The following is a 23,137-nucleotide window of genomic DNA, read 5'->3' on the forward strand; positions in this document are numbered from 1 at the left end:
TTACAGCCGCTCGCCCTCCACCACCCAAAGGGTCGCGGGCCAGGCGACCGGCAGCAGCAGACCCTGCGCCATCAGATACCGGCCCGACAATTCCAGCGGCCCGGATTTCAGCGCATTCGGCCCCCGGCTTTGCGGCGGCGCGTCCTGCGGGTTTTTCAGCGTGACGCGGTAGCGCACATCCGGGTCAAGCCCGGTCAGGCGGATCGGGCGAGGCAGGCTCTGCACCGACATTTCGGCCACGCCCGCCGTCAGGATGAACCGCGCGCCATCCTGCGCCAGTTGCATTTCCGCCGTCACCGCCGGGTCGGCCTGGTCCAGCCGCAGAATGTCTGCCTGCATCGTCCAATGCCGGTTGGCCTTCCACCAGGCCGTAACCTCTTGCAATGTTGCGGTTTCTGCATCGGTCAGCTCGCGCAGGTCCATCTCGAACCCCATATGCCGCTGCGCCGCCACATAGGCACGGAACGCCATTGGCAGGATACGCCCGGTGGTGTGGCTTTTGCGCGCGCCCACATGGCTGCCGGTGACGGATGCGGGCAGGAACAGCGCCGCGTCATGCTGCATGCGCAGGCGTTCCTCGGCATCAATGCAATCCGACAGCCAGACCCGGTGGGTGCGCGCCAGAATGCCCGCGTCGATGCGCCCGCCACCCGAGGCGCAGCTTTCAATCTCTACCCCCGGATGGGCTTCGCGCAGCCGGTCGAACAGCGCATAGGCCCCGGTGGTCTGCGCGGCATCGACCACGGGCAGCAGGCGGTTGTGATCCCATTTGATATAGTCGATGGCATATTCGGTCAGGATCGCCGACACCGCATCAAACAGGTAATCGCGCACCTCTGCCCGGCCCAGATCCAGCACCAGCTGGTTGCGGCCTGTCACCTGATCCTGCGGCCCCAGCATCCAGTCGGGATGGGCGCGGAACAGGTCTGAATCGGGGTTCACCATTTCCGGCTCGAACCAGATGCCGAAGGTCATGCCCAGACCATGCACATGGGCGATCAGCGGGTGCAGGCCGTCGGGCCATTTGTTGCGATCCACCGTCCAGTCGCCCAAAGACGTGGTGTCATCGTCCCGCCGCCCGAACCAGCCGTCATCCAGCACGAAACGCTCGGCCCCGATGGCGGCGGCACGGTCGGCAATCGCGGCAAGGTCAGGCAGGTTGTGGTTGAAATACACCGCCTCCCAGCAGTTGTAATGCACCGGGCGCGGGCGGGCGGCGTCGGGCCATTGCACCACCTCATCCCGGATATGGCGCTGGAATGCGGTGGCAATGCCGTTCAGGCCGCTGGCACTGAAGGCGGCGTAAAGCGGGGCGGTATCGAAATGCGTGCCGGGTTCAGTTTCGGCCCCCGAAGCATGGCCAAACTGCACAAGGCGCCGGCCATCGGGCAGTTCTTCGGCCACCATGCGGTGCCCGCCCGACCAGCCGTAATGCAGCGCAAAGGCGGTGCCGGCGGTATTGGTGCAGCCGGTTTCGGGCAGGATCAGATAGGGCGGGTGTTCATGGCCAGACCGGCCGGTGCGCGCCTCGCGCAAGCGGATGCCTGCGGTCCAGGCCACGCGGTTCAGATGGAATTCGCGCGTCCAGCGGCCCGAGACATCAATCATCTCGGTCGCGCGCTGCGGGGCGGGCAGCACCGGGGCCGCCAGCCAGTGCAGGCGCACCGGCGCATCCGATTGCAGCTTGGTCTGCAATGCGATCAGGCCGCCGGGCGTGGCGTCAGCCGTGTGGATCAGCGTCAGGCCACCATGGCGGCTGACCAGCCGCAGGTGGCCCGGCCCGGTTTCCGCATGGTCGAAAACAAGGGCCGGGTGCAGCGGCGTGCCATCTGCCGCCGCCAGCACAAGCCCCGGCTGGCCCTGAAACGCCCGCCCCGATTCCGGCGTCAGCGACACGGCTGGCAGCGCGTCGATCATGCCGCCGGTCAGGTCATTCCGGGTGGCCGCCACCAAGGATGAAAGGTCTTCGTCCGCAGGCAGCAGCGCACCCCAATAGACCACTTCGGGCAAGGCTCCAAAACACGCCAGCACCAGTGTTTGCGCGCCACTGTCCAGCCGCCAGCACTTCATTTCACCGCTCCCAGAGTAAGCCCGGCAATGAAATGCCGCTGCATGAGGAAGAACATGATCACCGGCGGCATGGCCGCGATGATGGAACCGGCCGATACCAGATGCCAGGCCGCCACCCATTGCCCGTTCAGCGAATTCAGCCCTGCCGTGACAGGCTGCGCCTCGCGGCTGGTGGTCAGAACCGTGGCCCAGAAATAATCGTTCCAGATGAAGGTGAAGATCAGCACCGACAGCGCCGCGATGGCAGGCCGCATCAAGGGCAGCACGATATACCAGAAGATGCGCAACTCGGTCACGCCTTCCACCCGCGCGGCCTCGATCAGCTCAAACGGCAGCGCCTTGATGAAATTGCGCATGAACAGCGTGCAGAACCCGGTCTGGAACGCAATATGAAACAGCGCCAGCCCGGTCGTCGTGTTGATCAGGCCCATGTTGTAGGTCAGGTCGCGCACCGGCACCATGAGGATCTGGAACGGCACGAAATTGCCCGCGACAAACAGGAAGAACACCAGCAGGTTGGACCGGAACTTGTAGATGCCCAGCGCAAAGCCGGTCATCGTCGAAAGCGCCACCGCCCCGATCACAACAGGGATCGTCAGGCGGAAGGAATTGAGGATGTATTGCGCCATGTCGGTGTTGCGGAACACATCGGCATAATTCTCGATGGCAAAGTAACTGGGCATACCGAAATAGTTGCCCTGCGCCAGATCGGATGCCGGGCGGAAAGATGTCACGGCGACCCCCAGCAAGGGCAGCAGCCACAACACCAGCGCCACCGGCAGCGCGGCCTTGTAAAGCATCTGGCGGGCGGGCGAGGTCTGTTCAATCGGTCTGGGAAACATCTCACCGCTCCGTTTCGTCGCGCCACATCTTCCAGATGAAGCCCGAGATGAAGATCATCATGATGCCGAAAAGCACCACGGCGATGGCCGCGCCATAGCCCATACGATAGCCGTATTCCGACAGCGCCTGTTCATACATGTAGTAGGACAGCACCCGGCTGGTGCCATAGGGGCCACCGCTGGTCATGATCGACACCAGATCGAACGACCGCAGCGCGCCGATCACCGTGACCACCACGGCAATGAATGTGGCGGGGCGCAACTGCGGCAGGATGACATACCACAGCATCCTCCAGCCCTTCGCACCGTCCAGCCGCGCCGCCTCTACCTGATCGGGGGCCACGTTGTTCAGGCCGGTCAGATACAGGATCATCACATAGGCGATCTGCGGCCACAGGCCCGCCACGATGATGCCATAGGTCACGAAACGCTCATCCGCCAGCACGGCGGTGCCAGAGCCAAAGAGGATCTCGGTCAGCTTGTAGAACAGGCCGAAATTGGGCGCGTAGAACCAGGCGAACATCAGGCCGACGACCACCTGCGAAATGACGAAAGGAAAGAAGAACAGCGATTTATACAGCCGGATGCCACGCACATTCTGGTTCAGGAAAATGGCGATCAAAAGCCCCGCAGGCACGGCCAGCAGATACAGCGCCAGCCAGATCACGTTGTTTTTCAACGAGGTGTAGAATGAATCATCATCGGCCAGCTCAACATAATTCGCTGTGCCGATCCAGACCCTCTCGCCCAGCCCGTCCCAGTCATAGAACGAGATCCACATGGATTGCGCGATGGGAATGATGACATAGATGGCAAACATCAGCATGCCGGGGGCAAGGAACAGCAGCGGCGCTAGACGGCGCTGGTTGGCTTTCCAATAGGCTGTCATGTGGGAAACTCCATCGGCAGGCGGTGGGCGGCGGCAGGATGCAGAAAGCGGGCGCAGGTTTCCCCGCGCCCGCCCCGGGGAGGTTACTTGTAGACCTGGCCGCGCACCTTCTCCAGCCGCTCCAGAATGGCATCCAGACGGTCGGGCTTGACCATGAATTCCTGAATGCCTTCCATGCCCGCCTTGGCCATTTCGGCCGGCGCGTCACGGTCAAAGAACTGCGCCAACGCATAGGCGGTCGAAATCGTCTCGAACCCGGCCGACAGGAAGGGATCGTCGGCGGGCACGGTGGAGTTCTTGTTGGTGGGCAACTGGCCCAGAGCCGCGTTCAGCTTGGTCTGCACTTCGGCATCCGCAACGAAAGCCAGGAACTTCTTGGCGTCTTCCACGTTCTTGGCACCGGCCGGGATATGGATCGTGTCGGTCGGGGCCTCTTCGGCGCGCGGGATGCCGGGGGTGATTTCCGGGAACACCATGAAGCCGAGGTTGTCATTGGTCATGCCGCCTTCCTTGAAGGTGCCGACAGCAAAGTTGCCCATGACATAGTTGGCCGCCTTGCCTTGCACCAGCAGCGCCGCCGCATCCTGCCAGTCGATCGCGGCATGGTTGGCGGTGATGAAGGGCTGGATGCGGGCGAATTGCGCGAAGACGTCCTTCACCTTCTGATCGGTCCAGGCCACCTTGCCCGCCGTCAGATCCATGTGCCATTCATAGCCATTGGTGCGCAGCGACAGATAGTCGAAGATGCCCGCAACCGGCCACAGCGCCGACGACCCGGTGGTGATGCAGTCGATGCCCGCCGCCTGGAACTTTTCGCAGTTGGCCACGAATTCATCCCAGCTTTTCGGCTCTTCCACACCCGCCGCCTTGTAGGCGTCGCGGTTGAAATAGATGCCCCACTGGTAGTAGGTGTAGGGCACGCCCCACTGCTTGCCGTCGATGGTCATCGACGCCTTGGCTGAAGCCAGGCTGTCGCTCAGGCCGTTCGCCTCCCACACATCGGATACGTCGATGAACTGGCCCGCGTTCACAAAGGGCGCCATCCGGTTGCCCGCATACCAGTTGGCCAGATCGGGCGCGTCGGTGGTCAGGAAGTTGCGGATCGCGGTCTTGTAACCTTCGTGGTCGAAGTTGTTCAGCACCACGTCGATATCGGGGTTCGCCGCCTCGAAATCGGCGATCAGCGCCTCGAACGCCGCCAGCGGAATGGGGTCGTAATCGGCGTTGTAGGTCAGCGTGCGCTGTTGCGCCATCGCCGAACCCGTCAGCAGCAAGCCTGCCAGAAGCGCCAGAGCGCCCCGTTGGAACTGGACCATGGTTTCCTCCCTTTGGTTCCATTATTTGAAACTTAGTCTTGAATATTGAAAACTATGCGGCGTAATGTTAGACCTGTCAACAGGGAGCACGGGGAAAGCGATGGGTGCAGAGGGCAACAGCGACGGCACGGTGGGCAAGGCGCTTGACGTGCTGGACAGGGTGGCACAGGCCGGGCGGCCGGTGCGGTTCACCGAATTGCTGGCCGATGCGGCCTATCCCAAAGCCACGCTCTACCGCTTTCTGCAAACCCTGACCAATCAGGGCATGCTGGCCTATGACCCCGACCGGCAAAGCTATTCGCTGGGGGTGCGGCTGGTGCGGCTGGCGCATGCCGCCTGGGCGCAAAGCAGCCTTGCACCCATCGCAAGGCCTTATATCGACATACTTTCCGCCGATGTGGGCGAGACGATCCACCTCGCGCAGCTTGACGTGGGCCAAGTGCTGTATGTGGACAAGCGCAATGCCGCGCGGCCGGTGGAGATGTTCAGCCAGGCGGGCAAGGTGGGGCCGGCCTATTGCACCGGCGTGGGCAAGGCGATGCTGGCCTATCAGACCGCCGATGCGCTGGACCGTGCGCTGGACCGCCAGTCGTTCCACCGTTTCACCGACCATACACTTACCAGCCGCGCCGCCCTGCTGGCCGAGCTTGAGGTGATTCGCGGCCGCGGTTTCGCCTTTGACGCCGAGGAACACGAGCCGGGCATCATCTGCGTTGCCGTGCCGATCCTGAACCGGGCGGGTCGCGCCATGGGGGCTTTGTCGGTCACATCCACCACGGCGCGCGCCTCGCTGATGGCTTTGGCCGCATTGGCACCGCGCATTCAACAGACGGCGGCACAGATTGCCGCCGAGGCGGAAAGCTGGCGCTTTCCCGAACAACAACAGGCATAGGGGGGAACATGTCGGGAGTGACATTGCAAAAGGTCGTCAAGAGATATGGCGATGCCGAAGTGATCCACGGGGTCGATCTGACGGTGGAAGATGGCGAATTCTGCGTGTTCGTCGGCCCGTCGGGCTGCGGCAAATCCACCCTGCTGCGCATGGTGGCGGGGCTGGAGGAAACGACGGGCGGTGCCATCCGCATCGGTGCGCGGGATGTGACCAAGGCCGACCCGTCAGAGCGGGGCGTGGCGATGGTGTTCCAGACCTATGCGTTGTATCCGCACATGACGGTGGCCGAAAACATGGGTTTCGGGCTGAAGATGACCGGCCACCCCAAGGCCGAGATCGCGGCCAAGGTGACAGAGGCCAGCCGCATCCTGAAACTGGATGATTATCTGGCACGCAAGCCCAAGGCTCTGTCGGGCGGCCAGCGGCAGCGCGTGGCCATCGGCCGGGCCATCGTGCGCGGGCCCGAGGTGTTTTTGTTTGACGAGCCACTGTCGAACCTCGACGCCGAATTGCGGGTGGAAATGCGGGTGGAAATCGCCCGCCTGCACCGCGAGATCGGCGCGACGATGATCTATGTGACCCATGATCAGGTGGAGGCGATGACGCTGGCCGACAAGATCGTGGTGCTGCGCAAGGGCCGGGTGGAACAGGTGGGCAAGCCGCTGGATCTGTATCACAACCCCGACAACCGGTTTGTCGCCGGTTTCATCGGCAGTCCGGCGATGAATTTCATCGCGGGCACGGTGGAACAGGGGGCCGTGCGCGCGCCGGGCTTGAGTGATGTGCCGGTGCAGACAGGGGTGGCGCTGCCCGGGTCGGGCGCGAAACTGGTCGTGGGCCTGCGCCCGCAACATCTGGCACTGGCGGCGGGCGCGACGCATAGGGTGGAGATGACCGAGGCTTTGGGCGGCGTGTCGTTCATCCACCTGTCGGCACCCGGCGGCGAAAAGCTGGTGGTCGAGGCCAAGGAAGACCCCTCGGTGCGGTTGGGCGACCGGGTGGGTGTCAGCTATGCCGCTGACAGCGCGCTGTTCTTTGCCGCGGATGAGGCGGGGCGGCGGATCAGGTAGTCGGCGCTCATCTGCCCTGCGGGCGACTTTGCCTGCCGTCTCAGCCGCGCTCTGCCGCCAGCCGTGCCTGTTTCTGCCGTTCGCGGAAACGGGCCTTGTCGGCGGGCGCATATTCATCGACGCATGCGGGGCAGGATACGCCTTGCTCATAGGCCGGGTGGGCTTTGGCTTCGGGCGCAACGGGCCGCCCGCAGGCGTGGCACATGGCATAGGGGCCGGGTTTCAACCCGTAACCCACCGACACGCGCCCGTCGAACACATAGCATTCGCCCCGCCAAAGGCTTTCCGCCTCGGGCACATCCTCCAGATATTTCAGGATGCCGCCTTTCAGGTGAAACACGTCCTCTACCCCCTGCCCGCGCAGGAAATTGGTGGATTTCTCGCAGCGGATACCGCCGGTGCAGAACATGGCAATGCGCTTGCCGGTGAAACGGTCCTTGTTGGCCGCCCACCATGCCGGAAACTCGCCAAAGGCCTGCGTGCCGGGGTCAACCGCGCCCTGAAACGTGCCGATCGCCACCTCATAGGCGTTGCGCGTGTCGATCACCGCCACATCGGGGGCAGCGATCAGTGCGTTCCAGTCGGCGGCGGCCACATATTGGCCAGTGCCCTGCGTCGGGTCCACATCGGGCTGGCCCATGGTCACGATCTCGCGCTTCAGCCGCACCTTCATGCGGGCAAAGGGCAGGGTGTCGGAGAAACTTTCCTTCCATTCCAAAGCATCACAGCCCGGCAGGGCGCGAAGATGCGCCAGCACGGCCGCAACCCCCGCAGCAGGCCCGGCGATGGTGCCATTCACCCCCTCGCCCGCGATCAGCAATGACCCTTTCACCCCCTCGGCCACACACAGGGCCTTCAGCGGCGCGATCAGCGCCGCCGGGTCGGGGAAACGGGTGAAGTGATACAGCGCGGCAATGGTCAGCATTCCCGCTGATTGCCGCCGCGCTCGCCAAATTGCAAGCCCCGGGTCATGACGCGGCCATTGACGAAGGCAAAAGCCCCCCTTACCCAAAGCCATTGGAATGTAACGGAGGCTGCGATGCGCCCCAACACTGACGCCCTGATCGTGATCGACGTGCAGAATGATTTCTGCCCCGGCGGCGCGCTGGCCGTGGCGGGGGGCGATGCGATCATTCCCCGGATCAATGCGTTGCTGGGGGATTTCCCGGTCAAGGTGCTGACGCAGGACTGGCATCCGGCCAACCACACAAGCTTTGCCGCCAACCACGATGCGGCCCCGTTCAGCCTTACCGAAATGCCCTATGGCCCGCAGGTGCTATGGCCCACGCATTGCGTGCAGGGCACGGCGGGGGCCGAATTTCACCCAACGCTTGACACCCATCCCGCCGATCTGGTGATCCGCAAGGGGTTCAACCCCGGCATCGACAGCTATTCGGCGTTCTTCGAGAATGATCGTAGCACCCCCACCGGGCTGGAGGGGTATCTGCGCACGCGCGGGGTCACGGCGATCACGCTGACCGGCCTCGCCACCGATTTCTGCGTGGCCTATTCGGCGCTGGATGCGGCGCGGCTGGGCTTTGCCGTGACCGTTCTGCAAGGCGCCTGCGGGGCGATTGATCTGGACGGGTCACTGGCCCGGATGCTGGCCGAAATGCGCGCCGCCGGTGTGGCGCTGGAGGCCTGATTGGGCAATAACCTGACGGAGAAAAGTCATGGCTGATATTGCCACCCGCGTTCACAACCACAAATGGAAGATCGACCCGATCGTGCGGTCGCTGATCGACACCGATTTCTACAAGCTGCTGATGTGCCAGTCGGTTTTCCGCAACAAGCCAGACACCAACGTGACCTTCAGCCTGATCAACCGCACCAAGACCATCCGTCTGGCCGAGTTGGTGGATGAGGGCGAGTTGCGTGAGCAGCTGGACCATATCCGCACGTTGCGCCTGTCGCGCGGCGAGTCGACCTTCCTGCGCGGAAACACGTTTTACGGCAAGCGCCAGATGTTCCGCCCCGATTTCATGGAATGGTTCGAGGGCATGCAGCTGCCGCCCTACCATCTGGAAAAGCGCGACGGGCAGTATGAGCTGACGTTCGAGGGCAAATGGCCCGAGGTCATGCTGTGGGAAATTCCCGCGCTGGCGGTGTTGATGGAGTTGCGCAGCCGGGCCGTGCTGGAACGGCTGGGCCGGTTTGAAATTCAGGTGCTTTATGCCCGGGCCATGACAAAGCTGTGGGAAAAGATCGAGCGGCTGCGGCAGATCGACGGGCTGAAGATCGCCGATTTCGGCACGCGGCGGCGGCATTCCTTTCTGTGGCAGGACTGGTGCGTGCAGGCCATGCAGGAGGGGCTGGGGCCAAAATTCATCGGCACCTCAAACTGCCTGATCGCGCTGAGGCATGAGGTGGAGGCCATCGGCACCAATGCCCACGAACTGCCGATGGTCTATTCGGCGCTGGCCAGGGATGACGCCGAACTGGCGCAGGCGCCCTATCAGGTGCTGGCCGACTGGCACGAGGAACATGACGGCAACCTGCGCATCATCCTGCCCGATACGTTCGGCACGGAAGGCTTCCTTTCCCGCGCGCCCGACTGGCTGACGACATGGACCGGCATCCGCATCGACAGTGGCGATCCGGCGACGGGCGCGGAAACCGCGATCCGCTGGTGGCAGTCGCGCGGCGAAGACCCGCGGCAAAAGCTGGTGATCTTTTCCGACGGGCTGGATGTGGGCAAGATCGAGGAATTGCACCGCCAGTTCACCGGGCGGGTGAAGGTGTCGTTCGGCTGGGGCACGATGCTGACCAATGATTTCAGGGGCTTGGTGCCGGATGACGGGCTGGCCCCGTTCAGTCTGGTGTGCAAGGCCGTGTCGGCCAATGGCCGCCCCACGGTAAAACTGTCGGACAACCCGAACAAGGCGATGGGCCCGGCCGACCAGATCGCCCGCTACAAGCGGGTGTTCGGCGTGGGGGATCAGGCGGCGGTGGAGGTGGTGGTCTGACGCCGCTCATCCGCCCATCCCAGGCGATTTCGCCGGACATGGCAGGACAGACCGGCAGGGAAAGATGCTGCCCTACCCCAGCACCTGCCCTGCGCACATCAATGCACGATCGATATGCTTTCGATGCACCGGGTCGGCCAGCGGCAGGCGTGGCGCGACCCAGCCCACCGAGGCCAGCGTGCGCATCAGGGTGAACAGCGTCACCTGTTCCGCATCGACCGCGCGCAGGCTGGCATAGCCAGCAATCAGGCTGTCGCGGATGGCGGGGAAATGCGGTTCATACAGGTTCTGCGACAGCACCGTGCCCAGATCGTAAAGCCGGTAGCCAAAGCCGCAATCGTCAAAGTCGATCAGCGTCAGCGCGCCACTATCCACAAACACATTCTCGCGCAGCACATCGGCGTGGATCAGGCCAAAGCCCGGCCCGGCTTCGGGCAGATCAGCCAGCCTGCCTCGCAGCAGATCGCGGGCCGCATACAAGACTTCGGCCTCGGGCGGGGTTAGCAAGGGATGCTCCCAGAACCGGCCCCAGAACGGAGCCTCGCCCAGCAGGCCCGCCCTGTCCCAGCGCGGGCGCTGGAAACCGGGGGGCAGGGCCAGCGCATCCGTGGCGTCATGCATCTGCGCCAGCAGACGCCCCAGCGCGTGATGCACCGCCGCCTGTGCCGCCGCATTGCCGGTCAAGGGCACCCGGGCCTCGCCCAGCGCGGCACCTTCCACCCATGAGATTGCCGACGCATGTTGCCCCGGCACATAGCTCGCCAGCAGGTCGCCCGACAGGCAGGGCAAGGGCCGGGGCACGGCCACACCTGCATCGGCAAGTGCCGCGCACCACCACAGTTCGGACCTGATCGCATCTGCCGACTGATATCCCGCCCGGTGCAGCCGCAGCGCGGCGCGCGTGCCATCGGCGCAGGTCATGGCGTAAACCGCGTTCTCGCGGTGACCCAGCAGGCGCAGGTCGCGCCCACCCCAGAAGGCCGCAGCGGCCTCAACGCTCATGCCGCAACCGGCGTTTCGCGCAGCGCCTGTTCCAGCGCGTCGATAAGGCTGTCGGCATTTTCCAGCGAAAATACCAGCGGTGGGCGGATTTTCAGGGTGTTCGCTCCGCGTCCGATCCGGTTCAGCAGGAACCCCCGTGCCACCATCGCCTCGACCAGATCGGCCACAAAGGCTGTGGCGGGCGTCATCGCATCATCCAGCACGAATTCCGCGCCAAAGAACAGCCCCGCACCCCGCACCTCGGCCAGCAGCGGGTGGCGCAATGCGCGCATCCTGTCCATCACATGCGCCGACACAGTGGCGGCCTGCGCCTGCAACCCCTCATCCGCCATCACATCCAGCACGGCCAGACAGGCAGCGGCCGACACCGGATTTCCGCCAAAGGTGTTGAAATAGCCGAATGCCTCGCGGAATGCGCCCATCACATCGGGCCGCGCCAGCACCGCCCCCACCGGATGCCCGTTGGCCATGGGTTTGCCCACCGTCACCACATCCGGCGCGAAACCCAGCCAGTCATGCCCCCAGAAGTGGCTGCCCACCCGGCCAAAGCCCGGCTGCACCTCATCCGCGATCACCAGCCCGCCCGCCTTGCGGATCACCGCAACCGTGGGGTCAAGAAAACCCGGGGCCACGGCGGGCAGGCCTTCATTGGCGAAAACCGGGCACAGGATCATGCCGGAAAAGCCGTGGCCTGCCGCCTCCAGTTCCGCAATCGCGCGGGCGACATGGGCGGCAAAGGCCTGCGCCTGTCCGTCAACGCTGCCACCCACGGGGCGCAGGCTGTCAGGTGCCGGCACGAACCGCACATGGCCCGGATAGCCCCCGATCGGCGGGCGGCGGGTGGACAGGGCAGATACAGCGGCGGTGTTGCCGTGATAGGTGTTGTCGGTGGCGATGATGCCGGTCTTGCCCGTCACCGCCTGCGCCATGCGCAGGGCGATGTCATTCGCCTCGGACCCGGTGCAGGTCATGATGGCCTGGCTGATGCCATGGCCCAGATGGCCGGTCAGCCGTTCGATATAATCCAGCACATTGTCGTGCAGGTAACGGGTGTGGGTGTTCAGCACCGCCGCCTGACCGGCAATCGCGGCCACCACGCGGGGGTGGCAATGGCCCACATGCGCCACGTTGTTATAGCAATCCAGATAGCGTTTGCCCGCCGCATCCCACAGCCAGACGCCCTGCCCCCGCACCAGATGCACCGGGTTGCGGTAAAAGGTGGGCACATTCGGCCCCATCAGCCGCGCGCGGCGGGCCAGCATGTCTTCGGTCATTCGTCCTCGCTGATTTTGCCGCGGGCGGCCTTCACCTCGCCGCGCACGGCCTTCGCCACCAGACGGCGGCGCTGACTGCCCAATGTGGGCTTGGTGGCGATGCGGCGTTTCGGGGCGACCAGTGCCGCGCGGATCATTTCCGCCAGCCGTTCGCGCGCCAGTTCGCGGTTGCGCGTCTGGCTGCGGGTTTCCTCGGCATGGATCACGATGGCGCCTTCGGTTGTCCAGCGCCGCCCGGCCAGCTTTTTCAGCCGCGCCTTGACCGGGGCTGACAGATGCGGGCTGCGTTCCGCCTCGAACCGCAATTCCACGGCGGTTTCCACCTTGTTCACATTCTGCCCGCCGGGGCCGGAAGAGCGCGAGAAATTCTCGGTCAATTCCCAGTCAGCCAGGGTGATATGATCATTGATGCGCAGCATGGGCGCAAACTAGCCGTAAAAGCGCGCGGTGAAAAAGCCCTTTATTGCAGCAGTCAAAGAGAAAGGGCCGCCTTGGAGGGCGACCCTTTCCGAGATCCAAGGAGATGAGCCAGTTAGGTTCAATCCCAATTGGTGGTCTGTTTATCCAGAGGGTTGCCCCTAGAAAACACCCCCTCCAACTGTCCCGACGCGTCTCTCCAACATCACTCTAGACACTGGATCACCTCCTTTCAAAAGTTGCCGATAAGCGAAGGTTGACACAGATTTGGTGTTTGTCAAAAGTTTTTACGCAACCCGTGCGGTCAATTTGGCAACGATCAGCCGGAATGGCAAAAGTGCCACCAAAGCAAGCGAAAGTTTGACGGACCAATCGGCCACCGCCAGCGACACCCAGAGCGGGGCCATTGGCCCGAAACCCAGCAAAGGCAGGGTTTCGTTGGCCCAGGCCACATCATTGCCGGGTTCCAGCCAGGCCAGCGCGGTGGAAAAGGCAATGCTGAAAAACAGGGCAGTATCCAGCGTGGATCCGATCAGCGTGGAAACCAGCGGCGCGTGCCACCAGGCAGCGTTGCGCAGACGGTCGAACACGGCCACGTCCAAAAGCTGCGCCACCAGAAACGCCACGCCAGACCCCAGCGCCACCCGCAGCGTGACCAAGGGGCCAAACTCGCCCATGATCTGCGTGCCGATCAGCGAACAGGCAACACCCACGGCAAAGCCCACCAGCACGACACGCCGGGCGGCGGCAGCGCCATAGACGCGGTTCATCACATCGGTGACGAGAAAGGCCAGCGGATAGGTGAATGCGCCCCAGGTCAGCCATTGGCCGAACAGGAACTGCACAAGGATGTTGGAGGCCACCACAATGGCGGCCATGGCAAGAATGCCGGGAAGATGGGTGCGGGTCATGATCATATCCGTTTTTTACAAGGTCGCGGAGACTTGGCCCCCACCATGGGGACGCGGGCCACTACCCCCCCTTGCCGGGCGATGTCAATCGTTCAGGCGGTATTCCACGATCTCGGTGCGCTGGAAAAACCGGAAATTGTCATCGGCGATCATGGTCAGGCGCAGTGCGCCGGTGGCATCGCGCCAGACCGACAGGCCTTCCAGATTGTCATGCCGCCCGACCCCGGTTTCCAGCAGGGTTTCCTCGGCGCTCAGGCCATCGGCGTCCAGCACGAACCGGCGCACGCGCGATGCAAATCCCAGCACACCGCGAAACTGCCGCTCCAGCAGATAGAACCGCCCGTCAGGCCCTATGTCGGCAGCCACCGGCAGGAACGACCCCCTGCGCGGCAGGCCAAAGGGCTGATCCCAATCCCCACCGCGGAAACGATAGACCGGAAAGGGCCGGTCTTCGCGCCCCGAGCGTTCGGGCAGGGTGTAAAGCGTGCCGTCCCGGTCCACCGCCAAAGCCTCCAGCGCGGAATTGCGCTGCATCGTGCGAAATGCCGGGTGCAGCGGCAGATTTTCGGCCGAGGCACCAAAGCGCGGATAGCGCAGCACGCGCGCGGCACCCTCGAACGACACATAGATCGCGCCATCCGGCCCCACGGCCATGCCTTCGCTGTCGCTGCGCGCGCGCGACAGCGGGGCTTCGGCATTGGCTTTCAGCAGTTCCATCGGGTCGGCGGTGACATCGGTGATGACGCCTTCGGCATCGCGGGTGATGCGGCCTTGCGTCCATGCGCCCCGATCCGACAAGGCGATGAAACCCAAGCCGTCCGCGGTCATCTCGATAGCCGAAAAGCCGCCGAACCGCTCGTCATCCATCTGCCAGCCATAGCTTCCCAGAAAGCCCTGCGCCGGTGCCTGGCTGGCAGAACTGTCAAGCCCCAGTGCCAGCACCAGCCCGGCGGCTAGCGCGAGGCGAGAACGTCGGCGCATTGTTGCGGCAGATCAGCCATGGTGAATTCGCGCGGCGTCTTGGCGCGGGGTGCGGGCGGGTCTTTCGGTTTCTTGGTGGGTTTCGGCGGGTTCAGATAATCCGTCACCCACCATGTCAGCGTATCGTCGCAGCCATTGCCGCCGTTGGACAATTCATCCACGGTCGGCGTCTGGGTCTGGCAGGCTGTTGCCCCTTTGGGGCATTTCAGCCGCACATGGAAATGCGTGTCATGCCCGGCCACGGGGCGGATTTTCTGCAACCAGCCCTTGTCCTTGCGGGTGGCGGTCTTGCACATCTCGATCTTCACCGCGGCGGCCACGAAAATACGGTCCACCCTTTTGTCCGACGCGGCGGCGCGCAGCAAGGCGTGGTGGCTATTCGTCCAGTTGTCCGTCACCGACCGCTGATCGGCTGACCGCACGGGGATGGAGCTGATCTTTTCCCGTTCCGCCCGGGTCAGATCAAGCCTGCGCGGCGGCAGCATCCAGATATCGGCATCCAGCCCGATCTGGTGGCTGGCGTGGCCCGATGTCATCGGCCCGCCGCGCGGCTGGCTGATGTCACCGATGTAAAGGCCCGCCCAGCCCACCTTGGTGGCTGCCACGCTCAGCTGTTGCACAAACTCCACCAGTTCCGGCTGGCCCCAGTTGCGGTTGCGCGACAGGCGCATCGCCTGCCATGTCGGCCCGGTTTCCGGCAGTTGCACCATTCCGGCGCCGCAGCCCTTGGCGTAACTGCCCACCGGCATCGGGGCCTGCTGCGAGGCGTCGCCCTGCGCGCCAAACAGCTTGTTGGCCAGTTGCTGCGCCTCGGCACCGCCCGCAAGGGACAGCGCAAGCGCCAGAGTCAGAATACGGATCATGTCAGCGCCTGTTCACCATTCGGTTTGACCCAGAGTAGCAGAACCAGCCCGATAAGGAACAGCCCGATCAGCGGGGCCGCCCCGATGCGCTGTGAACCGCTGATATCCGTGCTGACCGCGATCAGGAAGGGCGCAAGGAACGAGGTCGCCTTGCCCGCCAGCGCGTAGAGGCCGAAGGATTCGGTCATGCGGTCGGGATCGGATTGGGTGATCATCATAGTGCGGCTGGCCGATTGCAGCGCGCCGCCCGCCGCCCCGATCAGCGCGCCGAGGATGTAGAACGCAATGTCGGGCAGGTTGCTTTCGGGTGTCACCGCCATGCCGAACACCGTCTCGCGCGACACCAGCACCACGCCCAGCGCCACCAGCGTCAGCACAAGCACACAGGTAACGATCACCGGTTTTGGCCCATAGCGGCTGTCGGCCCGCCCGCCGATCCAGGCAAAGACCGCGCCCGTGACAGCCGCCAGGATGCCGAAAATCCCCACATCCCGCGTGGCCCAGCCCAGAACCCCCACCGCATAGATGCCGCCAAAGGTATACATGCCGTTGAGCGCATCACGGTAGAACATCGACGACATCAGATAAGCCGACAGGCTGGACCGTGCGGGCAGGCTGCGCAATGTCTGGCGCAGGTCGGGCCAGGCCTGCCGTGCCGCATCGCGCACGGTCAGATCGGTGGCCCGGCGCGGCTCGCGCACCCACAGGAAGAACGGTATCATGAACACGACATACCAGATCGCCGTCAGCGGCCCCACGGCCCGCGTGCCCTCACGCTCTGCCGGATCAAGGCCAAAGGCCGGCGGCTGGCCGAGCAGCGTCTTGCCCGCATTGCCATCCTCGAAGAACAGCAGCATCACCACCAGCGCCAGCACCCCGCCCAGATACCCGAAGGCCCAGCCCGATCCGGAAATGCGCCCCATCTGCTGCGGCGTGCCCAGGCTGGGCATCATGGCATTTGTGAAGGTGGTGGCAAATTCCATGCCGATCAGGCCGATGCCAAAGGCCAGCATGATCAGCCAGACATTGAAACCATCCGGCGCGGCATACCAGATACCCCAGGCCCCCAGCACATACATCGCGGAAAACGCCCACAAAAACCCCATGCGCCCGCCCGCGCGGTCAGCAATCGTGCCCAGCAGGGGCGAGCCCACGGCGATGATCAGCCCCGCCGCCGCAATGCCATAGCCCCAGACCGTCTGCGCGGATGTGCCGTCGCCCATCACCTGCGTGACATAGGGCGCAAAGATGAAGGTCAGCAGCAGCGTGTTGTAGGGCTGGCTGGCCCAGTCAAAGAAATACCAGCCCCAGATCCGTTGTCTTGCGCTTGCCATGTGAACCCCATCCGCTGCCCGGCGATGAAGCCTGAAATCCCATGGTTCTGCAAGCGCGGCAAAGCCTGCGGCGTCACTCGCCCCGCAGCGGTGGCCAGGGCCGCCCGGCATCGCCCGCGATCCAGGCCTGCACCCAATCGGGCAATACCGGGCTTTGCACCGGCTGGCCCATCGCTGCCAGCACCCGTTCGGGCGGCACGATGCCCGCGCCCGAGGTGACGGCGGACCGCAGCAGCATGTGGCTGGTGCATTCGGCCCCCTTCCACATGCTTTGTTCCATATACAGAAACCGTTGGTCCCAGCCGATGCAGCGGCTGTGCATCTCGATCCGGTCGAACAGCCGCACCCGGCGGCGGTAGCGCGTGGAATTGCCCGCCACCGCAATGCCCCAGCCATTCGCCTTGGTGACGGCATGCAGCCCGGTGCGCTGGCCCAGCGGGATGCGCCCCAGATCATACAGCGTCAGCGTGCGGCCGTTGTTCAGCTCCCTCCACGGGTCGATATCCTGCGGCCAGCAGATGTGGTGCGACACATGCGTGCCCAGGATCGGCAGCGGCGGCGCGTTGCGGAATTTCCAGATTTCCTTGAACATGCGGGCATAGGGATACATCGCGCACTCCTTTGCGCCCTCGCTGCCGCGTTGCGGCATCGGCGTCAAGCCGCAACGCGGCGGAACATGGTTGGTGGTTGCCCTTTGGTGTGGTGGGCATTACCTGTCGCTCTGGAAAACCTGTGCGGAGTGCGGACGTGGAATCGATCTATAAAATTCTGATGATGCTGCTCGGCATCGCGCAGTTTATCATTTTCGCACATATCATCATGAGCTGGCTGATCCAGTTTCAGGTGCTGAACCTGCGTCAGCCGCTGGTGGCGCAGATCTGGGATGGCCTGAACCGTCTGCTGGAGCCGGTCTATTCCCGCGTGCGGTCGTTTCTTCCCAACATGGGCGGACTTGATCTCGCGCCGCTGATTGTGCTTCTGGCCGTTTATGCGCTGCGCATCGTGCTGGACAGCAACAGGGCGTTTTTCTACTGAGATACACGCTCTGTTTGCCTTTCCGGTTCAAACCGGATGCGCTGCAATTGATCTACGGTTTCATGAATACCCCCCACAGCCTTCTCGCCTCGGTCTTCGGCTTTTCCGCCTTCCGCCCGGGGCAGGAAGAGATTGTCGATGCCGTACTGGCGGGCCGCAACACGCTGGCCATCATGCCCACGGGTGGCGGGAAATCCTTGTGTTTCCAGCTGCCTGCGCTGTGCCGTGATGGTGTGACTGTGGTGATCTCGCCCCTTATCGCGCTGATGCGCGATCAGGTGCGGGCCCTGCGCGAAGTGGGGGTAGAGGCCGGGGCGCTGACCTCGGGCAATACCGACGACGAAACCGAGGCGGTGTTTCAGGCGCTGGATCAGGGCCGGGTCAAGCTGCTGTATATGGCCCCCGAACGGCTGGCCTCGCCCGGCACCTTGGGCCTGCTGCGCCGCATCGACGTGCGGCTGATCGCGGTGGATGAGGCGCATTGCGTCAGCCAGTGGGGCCATGATTTCCGCCCCGATTACCTGCGCATCGGTGAATTGCGCCGCACGCTGGACGTGCCGCTGGCCGCCTTCACCGCCACGGCGGATGAGGAAACCCGGGCCGAGATTGTTACGCGGCTGTTCGACGGGCAGGCCCCGGCCACCTTTCTGCGCGGCTTTGACCGGCCCAATATCCACCTGGCCTTTGCGGTGAAAGATACGCCGCGCGCGCAAATTCTGGCCTTTGCCGGGGCGCGCAAGGGGCAGTCGGGCATCGTCTATTGCGGCACGCGGGCCAAGACGGAAACCTTGGCACAAGCGCTGCGCGAGGCCGGGCATGCGGCCTGCTTCTACCACGGCGGGATGGAGGCCGAGGAACGGCGGCGCGTCGAGGTGCGCTTTCAGCAGGAGGATGGCCTGATCGTCGTGGCCACCATCGCCTTCGGCATGGGCATCGACAAGCCCGACATCCGTTGGGTGGCGCATGCCGATCTGCCCAAATCCATCGAGGGCTACTATCAGGAAATCGGCCGCGCGGGCCGCGACGGTGCGCCCGCCGAAACGCTGACGCTGTATGGCCCCGACGACATCCGCCTGCGCCGCAGCCAGATTGACGAGGGCGCGGCCCCCGCCGACCGCAAAGAGGCCGACCATGGCCGGCTGAACGCGCTGCTGGGTCTGGCCGAGGCCACGGCCTGCCGCCGTCAGGTGCTGCTGGGCTATTTCGGCGAAACCTCACCCCCCTGCGGCAATTGCGACCTGTGCGACCGCCCGGTCGATGTGTTCGACGCGACCGAGGCGGTTCGCAAGGCGCTGTCGGCCATCCTGCGCACCGGCGAATGGTTTGGCGCGGGCCATCTGATCGACATTCTGACCGGCACCGCCACGCCCAAGGTCAAGGAACGCGGGCATGACCAGTTGCCCACCTTTGCCGTGGGGCGCGATCTGTCGAAACCCGCATGGGGTGCGGTGTTCCGGCAGATGATGGGCCGCGATCTGGTGCGGCCCGATGCCGAACGCTACGGCGCGCTGCGGATGACCGATGCCGCCCGCCCGATCCTGCGCGGCGAGCAAAGCATTTCGCTGAGGCGTGACACGATCCAGTCGGCAGGCGCGCGCCCCGCAGTGAAATCCTTGGTCAGTGACGAGGATGCGCCGCTTTTGTCGGCGCTGAAGGCCAAGCGGCGCGCGCTGGCCGAGGCGGTGGCGGTGCCCGCCTATGTCATCTTCACCGACCGCACGCTGATCGAGATGGCCGAACGCCGCCCGCGCGGGCTGGACGACATGGCGCATATCACCGGCGTGGGCGCAAAAAAGCTGGAAAGTTATGGCGCGGCCTTTCTGGCGGTGATCCATGGCGAAGCCGAGGCGCTGCACCCCCAGCGCCGCCGTCTGGCGGGGCGCGATGCGGGCGCGGTGTTCGACCGGCTGGCCGAGGTGCAGGTGCAATTGATGCGCGGGCTGGATGGCACAGGCAAACCGCTGAGCCTGCCGCAAGGCAGCCTGCGCAAGATCGCCGAGGCGCGCCCCTCCACCCTGTCCGACCTCGACCGCGTGGGCGACCTTGGCCCGCAAAAGATCGAACGTTTCGGCGAAGCCTTTCTGGCCGTGCTGCGCGACGCCTAGTTCAGGACCAGAATTGCCAGATTGAGCGCCGCCGCAATGCTGACCCACAGCGCATAGGGCAAAAACAGCAGCGCCGACAACCGGTCACGCCCCCATTCCCGCGCGATGAAGGCGACAATCGTGGCCAGCATGCCCGCAATCACCACCATCCCGCCCAAGGGCGACTGCATGCCGAAGAACACCGGCGACCACAGCAGGTTGAACGCCATCTGCATGACCCACAGCACCCGCTCGCCGCCATAGAGCGCCTTGCGCGCGCCCACCCAGCCGATCAGCACATAAAGCACGCTCCACACCGGGCCGAAAACCCAGTTCGGCGGGGTGAACCACGGCTTTTGCAGGCTTTGATACCAGTCTCCGGGCAGGTTTGCGGCCCCTATGGCACCACCTGCGGCAAAAACCGCGAGGATGAACAGGGCGTGGACGATGATGTGTTTCAGCGACATGAAACTCTCGGTTCAGGGAAAGGGTGCATGATGCCCCCCAACCCCGCCGGAACACAAGCGGTTCCACGATCCTCAGCCAAGGCCCGCAACCGCCCTTTCTTCGGCTGCTTCGATCATCGGCAGCGCGTCAGGCGGGCAATGGGCCGCCAGCGCCTCGATGATCACCGACTTGCGCAGGGGTTTGGTCATGTAGCGGTCGATCCCGGCGGCAAGGATGGCCGCTGCATCCCCGTCCATCGCATGCGCTGTCAGCGCCAGAATGGGCACGCGCCCCGCGCCGCTTTCCAGCTGGCGAATGGCGCGGGCGGCATCGCAGCCATCCATTTCCGGCATGGAGATATCCATGAAGATCAGGTCAGGTGCGATCGTCTGAAACAGTTCCACCGCCTCGCGCCCGTTGGCGGCAAATGTCAGGTCGATGGGCACATCCTTCACCATCTTGCGGAAGACGAGCTGGTTTGTGCGATTGTCCTCGGCTGCCAGCACGCGCATCCGGCGACCGGCGGCCGGCAGAGGTGGCGCCGGCGGGGCCGACGCCCGAACCGGGCCCGACAACGCCTGCAAACGGCGGTAAAGCTCTGACCGCAGCAAGGGTTTTTGCAGGATTGCCGCCAGGTGCGCAGCACCCTCGTCTTGCCGCGCCAGCACGGGGTTTGATGACAGCAGCACGACCGGCATCTGCCAGCCGTCGGCATGCAGCCGCGCGGCCAGCGCCAGCCCGTCCATCTCAGGCATTTCGTGATCGGTCAGCACCACGTCGAACCCGTCATCCGTCGCCAGCACAGCCAGCGCCTCGGCCGCCGAACGGCAAAGTGTGACTGCGATACCGCAGGGCGTCAGTTGCCGTTCCAATATGGTGCGGTTGATGAACTGGTCATCCACCACCAATGCGCGTTTCACTGTGACCGGAAGGCGGGGTGCGGCATCATCCTCGGCCACCGGCAGCGCCAGCCGAAAGCCGAAGCATGATCCGCGCCCGGCCTCGCTGTCGACCCAGACCACGCCCTCCATCCGCTCGATCAGCCGCCGGGTGATGGCCAGCCCCAGCCCCGTGCCCTCGAACTTGCGGTTGGCGGCGGTTTCCACCTGGTTGAACTCGCCAAAGATGTGGTCCAGATGTTCGGGCGCGATGCCGATGCCGGTGTCTTCTACCGTCACATGCAACTGCTGCTGGCCCGGGGCCGATTCCAGCCCCACCACGCGGATCAGCACATGGCCCTGCTCGGTGAATTTCACCGCATTGCCCACCAGATTGGTCATGACCTGCCGCAGGCGCCCGGGATCGCCGACATAGCGCGTGGGCAGGAACATGTCGAAATCGATCACCAGATCCAGCCCCTTGGCCCGCGCGCGCGGTTGCAGCAGCATGGCAACCTCGTGAATTGTTCTTTCCAGATCAAAAGGTTCGGGGTGCAGCGTCAGGCGTTCCGCCTCGATCTTGGAATAGTCCAGAATGTCGTTGATGATCACCAGCAACGCCTCGCCCGATGATTTTATCGTTTCGGCAAACAGCCGCTGTTCCTCGGACAAGGCGGTGTCGCACAGCAGTTCGGCCATGCCCACGACGCCGTTCATGGGGGTGCGGATCTCATGGCTCATATTGGCCAGAAAGGCCGATTTCGCGCGGTTTGCCGCCTCGGCTGCGATCCGGGCGGCATCCAGCGCGGCCTGCTGTTCCTTCAGTTCCGTGATGTCCACGCGCAGGCCCACGCGCCCGCCGTCGGGTGTGGCCTGTTCCAGCACGCGCAGCCAGCGGCCATCCTCCAGCCGCTGTTCCTGCATCGCTTCGGGGTTTCGATGGCTGGCCAGCCTGTCGCGCAGCCATTCCTCTTCACGCCCCACGGCATCCATGTGCTGCCCGCGCTCCAGCCCGAAACGCAGGATATCCTCGAACCGCGCGCCGGGCACCATGGCGGGGGCGGAACGCGGGTAAAGTTCACGGTAGCGCTGGTTGCAGGTCAACAGCCGTTCCTCCCTGTCATAGAGCACGAAACCATCGGGTATCGCCTCGATGGCCGCCCAAAGCCGCATCTGTTCGGTGATGTTCAGCGCAAGGCACACCATGTCGCCGTCGCGCGCGCGGCGGTCCACCAGACGCGCCCATTGGCCATTGGCAAACTGCACCACCACAGGCTCGATCGGGTCGCTGTCCCAGCGCGCCAGCATTTCGCCGCACCAGTCATCGACCGAGCGCGGCCCGATATCGATCAGCCCGCTGTCACCCGCCAGCCGCAGCACCTCGGGGTAGGTGATGCCGGGGGCCAGGCCCAGCCCCTCGAACGCAGACAGATAGGCGCGGTTAGCCACCACCATGCGGTAATGCGAGTCGAACACCGCAAAGCCATCGCGGATCGTGTCGATGGAATCCCACAGCCGCCGTTCAGCCATGACCGCAGCGGTATGCGCGCGTTCCAGATCGGTCAGGAAGCGCGAGTTCTGCGCCTTCACCTCTTCCGCCTCTGACAGGGCCACGCGCACCACGTGGCGCTGCTCGACAATCTGGTCAGACAATGACCGCGCATGCAGCGCCAGCTTTTCATTCGCGGCATAAAGCTCGCGCTGTTTCTGTTCCAGCAGCCGTTCCGCCGCCAGCCGTGCGCGCCGTTCCTTTGCCAGCCGCTCTGCGATATCCATCCGCCAGTCGCCCCGTCACCTGCACCAGCCACAGCCTTCTGCCGCAGCCGTCCCGCCGGGCACTCTGCGGCAACAAGATGAACCAAGGCT

The 23,137-nt window shown here is 64.4% G+C and carries 21 protein-coding genes; 6 read left to right on the top strand and 15 right to left on the bottom strand.

The window, feature by feature from the left end:
* From GEU84_RS10690 to GEU84_RS10705, 4 genes are all read right to left on the bottom strand, one after another.
* A complete protein-coding gene (locus GEU84_RS10690; RefSeq protein WP_152826252.1) occupies positions 1–2,070 on the bottom strand; it encodes an alpha-galactosidase in 2,070 nt (689 codons plus the stop codon).
* Positions 2,067–2,912 carry a carbohydrate ABC transporter permease gene (locus GEU84_RS10695; protein WP_152826254.1) on the bottom strand — a complete coding sequence of 282 codons (846 nt, stop codon included), beginning with the start codon at positions 2,910–2,912 and terminating at the stop codon, positions 2,067–2,069. Before GEU84_RS10695 ends, GEU84_RS10690 begins: the two co-directional genes overlap by 4 nt.
* A gap of 1 nt (position 2,913) precedes the next feature.
* Complete coding sequence (locus tag GEU84_RS10700) at positions 2,914–3,801, bottom strand: carbohydrate ABC transporter permease (protein ID WP_152826256.1); 888 nt, start codon at positions 3,799–3,801, stop codon at positions 2,914–2,916.
* 83 nt (positions 3,802–3,884) lie between these two features.
* Positions 3,885–5,117 carry an ABC transporter substrate-binding protein gene (locus tag GEU84_RS10705; protein ID WP_152826258.1) on the bottom strand — a complete coding sequence of 411 codons (1,233 nt, stop codon included), beginning with the start codon at positions 5,115–5,117 and terminating at the stop codon, positions 3,885–3,887.
* A gap of 100 nt (positions 5,118–5,217) precedes the next feature.
* Here GEU84_RS10705 and GEU84_RS10710 point away from each other — a divergent pair, with 100 nt between their 5' ends.
* Together GEU84_RS10710 and GEU84_RS10715 are read left to right on the top strand one after the other, a co-directional pair.
* Positions 5,218–6,009: an IclR family transcriptional regulator gene (locus GEU84_RS10710; RefSeq protein WP_152826260.1), complete on the top strand. Its 792-nt coding sequence runs from the start codon at positions 5,218–5,220 to the stop codon at positions 6,007–6,009.
* 8 nt (positions 6,010–6,017) lie between these two features.
* Positions 6,018–7,079, top strand: coding sequence for an ABC transporter ATP-binding protein (locus GEU84_RS10715; RefSeq protein ID WP_152826263.1), 1,062 nt, complete (start codon positions 6,018–6,020; stop codon positions 7,077–7,079).
* 40 nt (positions 7,080–7,119) lie between these two features.
* On the opposite strand, the gene trhO is transcribed toward GEU84_RS10715, so the two are convergent.
* The gene (gene trhO / locus GEU84_RS10720; RefSeq protein ID WP_152826265.1) at positions 7,120–8,004 is read right to left on the bottom strand and encodes an oxygen-dependent tRNA uridine(34) hydroxylase TrhO; all 885 of its coding nucleotides are present in this window, start codon (positions 8,002–8,004) and stop codon (positions 7,120–7,122) included.
* Between the two features lie 114 nt (positions 8,005–8,118).
* Between trhO and pncA the strand changes: the two genes are divergently transcribed.
* Positions 8,119–8,724: a bifunctional nicotinamidase/pyrazinamidase gene (gene pncA, locus GEU84_RS10725; RefSeq protein ID WP_152826268.1), complete on the top strand. Its 606-nt coding sequence runs from the start codon at positions 8,119–8,121 to the stop codon at positions 8,722–8,724.
* A 28-nt stretch (positions 8,725–8,752) separates the two neighbouring features.
* Entirely contained in the window at positions 8,753–10,045 is a 1,293-nt protein-coding gene (pncB, locus tag GEU84_RS10730) for a nicotinate phosphoribosyltransferase (RefSeq protein ID WP_152826270.1), read from the top strand.
* A 72-nt stretch (positions 10,046–10,117) separates the two neighbouring features.
* Here the strand turns inward: pncB and GEU84_RS10735 are convergent, their stop codons facing one another.
* From GEU84_RS10735 to GEU84_RS10770, 8 genes are all read right to left on the bottom strand, one after another.
* Entirely contained in the window at positions 10,118–11,047 is a 930-nt protein-coding gene (locus GEU84_RS10735; protein ID WP_152826272.1) for a phosphotransferase enzyme family protein, read from the bottom strand.
* Positions 11,044–12,321: an aspartate aminotransferase family protein gene (locus tag GEU84_RS10740; RefSeq protein ID WP_152826274.1), complete on the bottom strand. Its 1,278-nt coding sequence runs from the start codon at positions 12,319–12,321 to the stop codon at positions 11,044–11,046. The genes GEU84_RS10735 and GEU84_RS10740 overlap by 4 nt, the downstream gene beginning before the upstream one ends.
* Complete coding sequence (gene arfB / locus GEU84_RS10745; RefSeq protein ID WP_152826276.1) at positions 12,318–12,740, bottom strand: alternative ribosome rescue aminoacyl-tRNA hydrolase ArfB; 423 nt, start codon at positions 12,738–12,740, stop codon at positions 12,318–12,320. The genes GEU84_RS10740 and arfB overlap by 4 nt, the downstream gene beginning before the upstream one ends.
* A 285-nt stretch (positions 12,741–13,025) precedes the next feature.
* Positions 13,026–13,649, bottom strand: a complete 624-nt coding sequence (locus tag GEU84_RS10750) for a queuosine precursor transporter (RefSeq protein ID WP_152826278.1) — start codon at positions 13,647–13,649, stop codon at positions 13,026–13,028.
* A gap of 84 nt (positions 13,650–13,733) precedes the next feature.
* Positions 13,734–14,630: an esterase-like activity of phytase family protein gene (locus tag GEU84_RS10755; protein ID WP_152826280.1), complete on the bottom strand. Its 897-nt coding sequence runs from the start codon at positions 14,628–14,630 to the stop codon at positions 13,734–13,736.
* The gene (gene mepA, locus GEU84_RS10760; RefSeq protein WP_152826282.1) at positions 14,603–15,493 is read right to left on the bottom strand and encodes a penicillin-insensitive murein endopeptidase; all 891 of its coding nucleotides are present in this window, start codon (positions 15,491–15,493) and stop codon (positions 14,603–14,605) included. Before mepA ends, GEU84_RS10755 begins: the two co-directional genes overlap by 28 nt.
* On the bottom strand, positions 15,490–16,827 hold the full coding sequence (locus GEU84_RS10765; RefSeq protein WP_152826284.1) for an MFS transporter: 1,338 nt from the start codon (positions 16,825–16,827) through the stop codon (positions 15,490–15,492). The genes mepA and GEU84_RS10765 overlap by 4 nt, the downstream gene beginning before the upstream one ends.
* 73 nt (positions 16,828–16,900) lie before the next feature.
* Positions 16,901–17,437, bottom strand: a complete 537-nt coding sequence (locus GEU84_RS10770; protein WP_152826286.1) for an acyl-CoA thioesterase — start codon at positions 17,435–17,437, stop codon at positions 16,901–16,903.
* Between the two features lie 161 nt (positions 17,438–17,598).
* Here GEU84_RS10770 and GEU84_RS10775 point away from each other — a divergent pair, with 161 nt between their 5' ends.
* Positions 17,599–17,862 carry a YggT family protein gene (locus tag GEU84_RS10775; protein ID WP_152826467.1) on the top strand — a complete coding sequence of 88 codons (264 nt, stop codon included), beginning with the start codon at positions 17,599–17,601 and terminating at the stop codon, positions 17,860–17,862.
* Between the two features lie 62 nt (positions 17,863–17,924).
* Positions 17,925–19,967 (top strand): DNA helicase RecQ, encoded by a 2,043-nt coding sequence (gene recQ, locus GEU84_RS10780; protein WP_152826288.1) that lies wholly within the window; start codon positions 17,925–17,927, stop codon positions 19,965–19,967.
* Here recQ and GEU84_RS10785 read toward each other — a convergent pair.
* Positions 19,964–20,413 (bottom strand): TspO/MBR family protein, encoded by a 450-nt coding sequence (locus tag GEU84_RS10785; protein WP_217438552.1) that lies wholly within the window; start codon positions 20,411–20,413, stop codon positions 19,964–19,966. The genes recQ and GEU84_RS10785 overlap by 4 nt on opposite strands.
* A gap of 72 nt (positions 20,414–20,485) precedes the next feature.
* A complete protein-coding gene (locus tag GEU84_RS10790) occupies positions 20,486–23,047 on the bottom strand; it encodes a hybrid sensor histidine kinase/response regulator (protein ID WP_152826290.1) in 2,562 nt (853 codons plus the stop codon).
* Positions 23,048–23,137: the final 90 nt, after the last annotated feature.

It is taken from the genome of Fertoeibacter niger (assembly GCF_009380135.2).
Lineage (GTDB): Bacteria > Pseudomonadota > Alphaproteobacteria > Rhodobacterales > Rhodobacteraceae > Fertoeibacter > Fertoeibacter niger.